The sequence below is a fragment of the Halomonas colorata genome (assembly GCF_014897985.1).
GTDB classification, from domain to species: Bacteria; Pseudomonadota; Gammaproteobacteria; order Pseudomonadales; family Halomonadaceae; genus Vreelandella; species Vreelandella colorata.
Genome location: NZ_JABUZA010000023.1, coordinates 59,237 through 66,504 on the forward strand (window position 1 = coordinate 59,237; position 7,268 = coordinate 66,504).

At 56.5% G+C, this 7,268-nt stretch carries 6 protein-coding genes; 3 read left to right on the forward strand and 3 right to left on the reverse strand.

Annotated elements, in window-relative coordinates:
- Positions 1 to 13: 13 nt before the first annotated feature.
- Both INT33_RS12540 and INT33_RS12545 read left to right on the forward strand, forming a co-directional pair.
- Positions 14 to 1,525, forward strand: a complete 1,512-nt coding sequence (locus tag INT33_RS12540) for a uroporphyrinogen-III C-methyltransferase (RefSeq protein WP_192537478.1) — start codon at positions 14 to 16, stop codon at positions 1,523 to 1,525.
- Positions 1,522 to 2,784: a heme biosynthesis HemY N-terminal domain-containing protein gene (locus tag INT33_RS12545; protein ID WP_192537477.1), complete on the forward strand. Its 1,263-nt coding sequence runs from the start codon at positions 1,522 to 1,524 to the stop codon at positions 2,782 to 2,784. The genes INT33_RS12540 and INT33_RS12545 overlap by 4 nt, the downstream gene beginning before the upstream one ends.
- Before the next feature lie 121 nt (positions 2,785 to 2,905).
- Here INT33_RS12545 and INT33_RS12550 read toward each other — a convergent pair whose 3' ends face one another.
- Genes INT33_RS12550 through INT33_RS12560 form a run of 3 tightly spaced genes read right to left on the reverse strand, consistent with a single transcriptional unit; the run spans position 2,906 to position 6,713 of the window.
- On the reverse strand, positions 2,906 to 4,222 hold the full coding sequence (locus INT33_RS12550; RefSeq protein WP_226940175.1) for a c-type cytochrome: 1,317 nt from the start codon (positions 4,220 to 4,222) through the stop codon (positions 2,906 to 2,908).
- An 11-nt stretch (positions 4,223 to 4,233) separates the two neighbouring features.
- Positions 4,234 to 6,006, reverse strand: a complete 1,773-nt coding sequence (locus INT33_RS12555) for a GMC family oxidoreductase (protein ID WP_193092016.1) — start codon at positions 6,004 to 6,006, stop codon at positions 4,234 to 4,236.
- Between the two features lie 2 nt (positions 6,007 to 6,008).
- Positions 6,009 to 6,713 (reverse strand): gluconate 2-dehydrogenase subunit 3 family protein, encoded by a 705-nt coding sequence (locus INT33_RS12560; RefSeq protein WP_193092017.1) that lies wholly within the window; start codon positions 6,711 to 6,713, stop codon positions 6,009 to 6,011.
- A gap of 154 nt (positions 6,714 to 6,867) precedes the next feature.
- Here INT33_RS12560 and INT33_RS12565 point away from each other — a divergent pair.
- Positions 6,868 to 7,268 (forward strand): transposase (locus INT33_RS12565; protein ID WP_193092018.1); only part of this gene is annotated, 401 nt, incomplete at its 3' end.

The window sequence follows — 7,268 nt, forward strand, 5'->3', positions numbered from 1 at the left end:
GGGCTAGCGACAGATGAGCAAACAACCAAACGAGCAGGAAGACGTACAAAAAACGTCCGCTGATGCGTCCAAGGACAGCGTCAAATCGGATGCTACTGCCGCGTCAGCCACTACTCCTCCACCCGCCAGCGAGGCAGCAAGTCGTCCTCCTGGTGGTGCGACAACGTCGCCAAACGAGTCACCCAGGAACGGAAATGGCCGTTCGCGTCGACGTGGCAAAGGCGGCGGCACCTCTAACGCAACGCCTGCGGCAGCATCACCGCCAGCCAAGCCAGCGTCAAGTGAGGCGTCTTCAAGTACGTCGCCTACGACTGATAAACCGGCATCGACGCTTACCGACAAACCGACTGTCACCAGTGAGCCTGCGTCCGCTAAAAAAGATACTCTGGGCAGTACATCTACGCCTCACAGCCCATCCGGCAAAGGTGGTAATGGTACACCGCCGCCAACCTCCAACAGCGGGGGCGGTAAGCGCGGAGGCAGTAAAGGCGGGCTTATCGCCCTGGTACTAGTACTAATATTGGCCGTAGCGCTTATTATGGTGGCTTGGCAGGGTTGGCAACGTCTGGATAGCCAGCAGCAGCGCATCAATGAGCTAAGCCAGCAGGCTGAAAACAGCGCCACTCAGCAAACCGTGAGCGATCTTGAATCACGCTTTGAAAGCAGTGAAAGCGAGCGCACACAAGCGCTTGAAGGCACGCTGGAAGAGCTGCGCGGTGAGCTGGACAGCTATCGCAGCGATGTTAACAGCACGCTCGACGACGTACTGAACCAGCTTTCTCAAGCCCAGGACACCGACGACCGCGACTGGCTGCACGCTGAAGCCGCCTACCTGCTACGCCTGGCTAACCAGCGCTTACAGCTTGAAGGTGATGTTGATGGCGCCGCTGCCCTGCTACGCACCGCCGATGCCCGCCTGGCGGATGCCGATAACCCGGCGTTAACCGCCGTGCGTCGTGAAATTGCCAACGAACTTGCCGAGCTGGATGGCGTGCCGCGCGTGGATCGCACCGGTATTTACCTGGCACTCAATGCTCAGCAAGAGCGAGTGGCTGGCCTGCGCCTGTCGCAAGAAGTGGAAGAGCGTGCCGTAACCTCCGGTATTGAACAGCCGCCTACCGGTACCTTCCAGCGTCAGCTGGCCCGCTTTGGCGAAGAGCTGAAAGATCTGGTGATGATTCGCCATCATGATGAGGCAATGGAAACGCTGGTTACGCCAGAGCAGGAGTCTTACCTGCGCCAAAGCCTACGATTGATTATTGAGCAGGCGCAGCTTGCACTGCTTAAAGAAGAGCAGCCGCTGTATGAAGCGAGTATCGACAAGGCGCTTGAGTTACTCAACGGCTACTACGACGTCGAGCGTGAAGCGACCCAGAGCGTTATTGCCCGCCTTCAAGAGCTGAAGCAGGCCGAGATTGAACCGGAACTGCCGGACATTAGCGCCTCTCAGCAAGCGATGACCAGCTTTATTGAAAACCGCTTTAGATCACGCCAGCAAAACGGTGAAGAGGGAGGTGATGCATGAGAAAACTCGTCCTCCTTCTGGTCGCAGGTCTGGCAGTAGGTGCCCTGCTCGGGCACCTGATGATGTCAGTCCCCGGCTACTGGCTAATCCGAGTAGGTGACACCTCGGTTCAGACCTCCTTCTGGTTTGGCCTGATCATTCTGCTCGCAGCCTTTATCGTGGTGCACTTTGCGCTGCGCCTGCTGACCGGTATTATTCGCCCGGTGGGCCGCTTTCGTACCTGGAATGGCCGCGCTCGCAATCGCCGCGCCATGAAGCGTACCGTGCGCGGCTTGGTTGCGCTAACCGAGGGCCGCTGGAAAAAAGCTGAAAAAACCCTGGTTCACGCCGCCGACGACTCCAGCACCCCGCTGGTTAACTATCTTTCAGCCGCGTTGGCCGCTCATTATCAGGGTAATCACGAAAAATCCCAGGAGCACCTGAACCAGGCGCAGCTTTCCACTGAAGGCGCCGACACTGCGATTGGCTTAATGCAGGCGCAGCTGATGATCGACCGTCAGCAACCTGAAGAAGCAATGGCGATCCTCAACCGCTTGGATAAAAAGCTCAGCGATCACCCGCAAGTATTAAAATTGCTCAAGCAGGTGCACTTGAGCGTTAACGATTGGGAAGGCTTGCGCTGGCTGCTGCCTCGTTTAGCGGCCCAAAAGCTGATTGCACCGCAAGAGCGAGAACAGCTTGAGTTCAAGGCGTACCGCGAGTTGATTACTTTTGAAGCCAAAAACCCAAGCAATATCGAGCGGGTTCGCGGGTTATGGGCAGATATGCCTGAGTACCTGCGGGGTAATACCGAGCTGATCGTGTTGTATACCGACGCGCTGGTTCAGGCTAATGAAGAAACCATTGCCGAACGCCTGCTAAATCATTCGCTGGACCATCATTGGGATGCCCGTCTAGTCAAGCGCTATGGCCTGCTTAACGTGCATGCTGCACGTCAGTTGGCAAAAGCCGAGAAGTGGCTGCAGGAGCGTCCTAACGATCCGGAGCTGCTGCTGACCTGTGGCCGCCTTTCCTTGCGTACCGGCAAGTGGGAGAAAGCCCTGGAATACTTCGAAGCCAGCCAGCGCCAGCGGCCCAACGGCGAAGTATGCGCCGAGCTTGCCCGTCTCTACGCAAGCCTGGGCGAGCACAACAAGAGCCAGCTTTACTATCGCCACAGCGTGGAAATGCTCGCCAAGTCGCTGCCCTCGCTACCCCAACCCAGCGATGCCGGTGACAGCCAGAAGCCTGACACGAAAGCGGCTAAAAAACGCGCTTAACGTGAGCCACGTAAAACGGGTGCCCTTTTGGGCACCCGTTTTTGTTTCTACCTACCGTATGGTTCTAGCTGGTCTAACCTAACCAATCAATACAGCTAGTGAATGTCGCTAATAAATATCGCTAGTCGATATAGCTAGGCGCGCTGGTAGGACGATCTTCCGGCAGCGTGTCTCGTACATCAGCCACCTGGTCAGCACTGACCTCACCGCCCTCATTACCCCAGGCCGAGCGCACGAAGTTGGCGACTTCAGCCACCTCATCATCAGAAAGCCGCCAGGCAAAATCGGGCATAGCCAGCGCTTCCGGGCGCTTCTCGGTCGAAGGCATCCGGGCACCGGATAGAATCACGCGAATGATTCCGGTGGGGTCTTCAGCATTGACCAGTGAACTGCCCACCAGTGACGGAAAGACCTGAGGCGCCCCTTTACCATTGGCAAAGTGGCAGGCGTTGCAATTATCCAGATAGAGCCGGGCACCGGTATTGCCATCCACATCGGCGTGGGTCAGCATCGTTTGGGTCTGTTCGGCGGCCCGTTCATCGCGTGGTGCCTCATCACCGTCACCCGCGGGCAGCGATTTGAGATAGCCTGCGATGGCGTAGAGATCGGCCTCTTTAAGATGCGACGTGCTGTGGGCAACCACCGGGGCCATCTCGCCGACAACGGCGCTATGATCATTTCGGCCGGTTTCCAGATAGGCGACGATATCCTCTTCGCTCCAGCGCTGAAGCGGATGGCGCTGATTACCGCTACCCCGCAAGTTCGGCGCATACCAGCCTTCCAGCGTTTCCCCTGTAAGGAAATCGCTGCCCTCGTCCTTCATGGCCTTTTCCTGGAAGAACAGTCCACGCGGCGTGTGGCAGCTGCCACAGTGGCCTAACCCTTGTACCAGGTAGGCGCCGCGGTTCAGCTCATCGCTGCGCTCGTCAGAAGGCTTAAACGGTTCAGAGGATGTGAATAACCAGTTCCAAAGCCCGATCCCCCAGCGCTGATTAAACGGAAAGCTCAGATCCGTACGCTCCGGCTGATAGGACACCGGCGCCACGCCTTCCATAAAGTAGGCATAAAGCGCATCAATATCGTCATCGGTAATTAACGAGTAGGAGGGGTACGGCATGGCTGGATAAAGCTTTTTACCGTCGTTACGTACGCCATCGCGCAGCGCCGCGGCAAACTCGTCGCGCGTATAGTTACCGATCCCGGTATCCGGGTCGGAGGTAATATTGGTCGAGAAAATCTCCCCAAAGGGGCTTTCAACCGCCAGACCGCCTGCAAAAGGTTCGCCACCCGGGGCGGTATGGCAGGCAACGCAGTCGCCCGCCCGGGAAAGGTACTCACCGCGCTCTATCTCGGCCTGGTCGAACGCCACGCCTTGTGCCGCCACGCTTAACAGACCCACGCCCGCCAGCCCCTGACGCCATTGTCGATGAATCATCATGGTCGCTCTCCTTAGGCTTGGACCAGAGGTCCGGGGTTGGGTAGATACTGCTCGCGAATTGCTTTGGCCGACCAGTAAGCCAAAGCGCCGACCAGCCCCGTGGGGTTATATTGAATATTCTGCGGAAAGGCACTGGCACCCATCACAAACACGTTGTGGACATCCCAACTCTGCAAATAGCGATTCAGCGCGCTGGCGGATGGGTCGAATCCCATAATAGCTCCACCGACGTTATGAGTTGTCTGGTAAGGGCGGACGTCATAGCGTGAATCGAAATCCTTGAACGAGAGCTTGTAGTCATCCGGGCCCAGCGCCTTGGAGAGCGTGTCGATCTTCTGCTTCATAAACTGGGTCATGCGCACGTCGTTTGCCTTCCAATCAAACGTCATACGCATAAGCGGGCGCCCATGGTCGTCGGTATAGTTGGGGTCAAGATCCAGATAGCAGTCGCGGTAAGCCATGTTGCTGCCATGGGAACCAATCGTCATGGTGTGGCCATAGGTTTCCTGCACCGCCTGCTTCCAGCCAGCGCCCCAGGTCGGCGCATCTGAGCGCAGCGGCATGTTGCGAATCGGCTGCCCGTTGGTCATCGCGGCATTGATATACGAGCCGCCAATGAAGCCTTCCTGAGCAAAATCGATCTGTTCGACGCCATAGTCATTAACAACTTCACCATTGCCACCTGCGCCAATAAAAGGATTGAACTCCTTATCCTTGAAGTAGAGCGTTGAGCCGCCGTTCATCTGATAGGCGTAGTTCTTGCCGACCACACCTTCACCGCTTACCGGGTCATAAGGCGTACCGATACCCGACACCAGCATCAAATGTACGTTGTGGAGCGAGTAAGCGCCCAACACCACCAGGTCAGCCGGCTGAAAGACCTCATTACCGTCGCCATCGATATAGGTCACGCCAGTAGCCTTTTTGCCATCGCTATCAAGCTCCACTCGGAGCACTTCGCTATTGGCCTGGTAAGAGAAATTTTCGCGCCGTTTAAGCGCACCTAGAATGCAGGTTTGGGGCGAGGACTTGGAGTAGTTTAAACAGCCATAACGTTCGCAAAAGCCGCAAAAGTTACACGGCCCAAGCTGCATGCCGTAGGGGTTGGTATACGCTTCTGAAGCGTTAGCGGCGGGCAAGGGAAAAGGGTGCAGCCCCTGTTCACGCGCCATATCAGCAAACAGCGTGTCGTTATAGGTACGTGCGAGCGGCGGCATGGGGTACTCGTTTGAGCGCCATCCCTCGAATGGGTTGCCCCCTTCCTGAATCTCACCGTTAAGGTTGCCCGCCTTGCCGGAAATACCCGCCACTTTCTCGAAGTAATCAAAAAAGGGCTCCAGCTCGTCGTAGCTCACGCCAAAATCCTGAATGGTCATTTCGTCAGGAATGATATCGGCGCCGAAATTCTCCTCGACGTAGCTTTTAAGACGCAGCTCCTGAGGCTGGGGCCGCCAGGTATGCCCGTTCCAGTGCACGCCTGCCCCGCCAACTCCGTCGCCGGGTAAAAATGAACCCAGGCTGCGATAAGGCACCGCCATATCACCCAGGCCATGACGGACCGTCAGCGTGCTTTTGGCCGGACGCTGCATCAATTTATAGCGTACGCCATAAGTCAGCTCATCAGCGATTTTCGGGTAGGCAAAGTCCGGCACGGTATCGCGGTCTTCACCGCGCTCAAGCGCCAGCACGTTCAGCCCTTCGTCTGTCAGCTCCATGCCCATGATCGAACTGGTCCAACCCAGACCAACCAGTACAACATCAACCGGTGGATTTGTTTTCGCCATGCTTATCCCCTTTCGCCGGTAAGGCTGACCGGCCCTAACGGATATTTGACATTGTGTTGGTCGACCCACTCCAGATACGCCCCACGGGCACCTGGGAAGCCGATAAATTTCCAGGCGGCCATATGCTTGTTGCCGCCATGGATGGGATCGGCAAAATAGCCTTCCTTGGTGTTTTGCAGCAAAAAGACAAAAAACTGGAGAGCACCGACGCGCTCAAAAGTGATGTCTTCCCGCTCAAGCTGCTGCAACACCGCTTCCTGAGTGGCGTTATCCAACGCGGTGAACTCCTGGCCGTATTGGCGTACGCAGTAGTCACGCGTGGCGGCAATCCCCTCCCGGTAAACCTCCCGTGGGAGCAGAGACGACTGATAGCCCATTAGCGGCGAGACATTGTCAGGAAAGGGGCCTTTCATATACCAGTCAGCGGCATGTCCAAAGCTGCCTTCCATCTGTCTATCAATAAAGATGGGCACATTGGTTTCCAAAGCACCGGGGCCAGGCCCGTCACTGGGGATCAATCGGTCACAGGCCGCGAGCATAAAACCCCATTCGTCTGCATCAAAAAAGACCGGCTGATAGTCGCTTAGTTGTTCCGGTGGTTCGCTGGCGGGAGCGGTGATTGAGACCCCGCTCCCCAGGGTGACGGCGGGAATGCTGGTTAACGCTCCCTTCATAAATCGTCGGCGCGATTCATTTTTAAGACTCACGGGCCTGCTCCTCTTTGCTTTGTTAAATCACGGTATTTTTATTGTTAGTTATCGGACTAACCCGGATTTCTCACAGGGTATAAAAGAAAGCGGCTGAAAGTGTTAACGTTTCAGGGCCTTACACCAAAAACCAACACCAACAGCCGCTTCCAAAATGGTACCTGAAAAGCTGACCTTCTCGCCACTCTCACGCCGCCAAATTGAAGCCGACTTCTCCGGGGGCCACATCACGTCGGACGCCGGATTACTCCTGCTTCGTGAAGTCGATAAACACCATCGCCTGACACGCCGCTTGGCCACCGTGCTTCATGATCCCCGTGCACCGAAACAGGTTCGTCATAAGCTCGACACTCTGGTTCGTCAGCGGGTGTTCGGTGTCGCCGCTGGCTACGAAGATTTCAACGACCATGAGGCCCTGCACTATGATCAGGCCCTCCAGACAGCGCTCGGTGAAGAGGATACGCTGGCAGGCAAGTCAACGCTGTGCCGGGTGGAGCAGAACGCCGATCGGCAAGCAATAGTGAAGGCCCATGAGTTGCTGTGGCATCACTTCAT